This window comes from Bradyrhizobium sp. KZN70725, assembly GCF_055264925.1.
The window spans coordinates 1-480 of record NZ_JBUYWT010000215.1 but is presented as its reverse complement, the minus strand read 5'-3'; the positions used below and the strand labels follow the sequence as shown (position 1 = coordinate 480).

Genomic DNA, 480 nt, shown 5'->3' with positions numbered 1-480 from the left:
CTAGTGCATCTACACGTTTGTCGGGCCATTTGCGAGGATTTGGAAGCGGGCCATTCCGGTGTGGAAGGTGATTGGTCCAGGTGGACGGTGGGAGGCGTAGCCGGTCCATCCGCCGAGTTTTGCGATGATCCATGCCGCCCAAGCAAGAGTGTTGGGGCGATGGTGGTTTTTCTGAAGCTCGGTGCGACCTTTCATGGTTTTGTTGATGGCCCTGAGCGTCTCGATCTCTTCTGCGGTGAAGACAAATTCAGCCGGCAATTCTTCGCCACTGTTGCGGGCCTGAACGAGTTGAATGACGATACATGCCGCTCTGGTGGCGACCGCCACGAGCTTGATCAGGCCTTCGGCGCTCTCGATCTGACTATCCTCGATGCGCAAACCCTGGCTCTTCAGCGAGCGAAAGAGTTGCTCAATGATCCAGCGCTGGCGGTACCAGGAGACGATCTGCCAGGCGTCTTTAACGGTGGCGACCGGATGAGT

At 57.3% G+C, this 480-nt stretch carries 1 protein-coding gene; it reads right to left on the bottom strand.

The annotated features are described in order from the left end of the window. Positions 1–9 precede the first annotated feature (9 nt). Positions 10–480, bottom strand: a 471-nt coding sequence (locus ACZBJS_RS42780) for a transposase (protein WP_463440364.1), incomplete at its 5' end; no start/stop codon positions are given.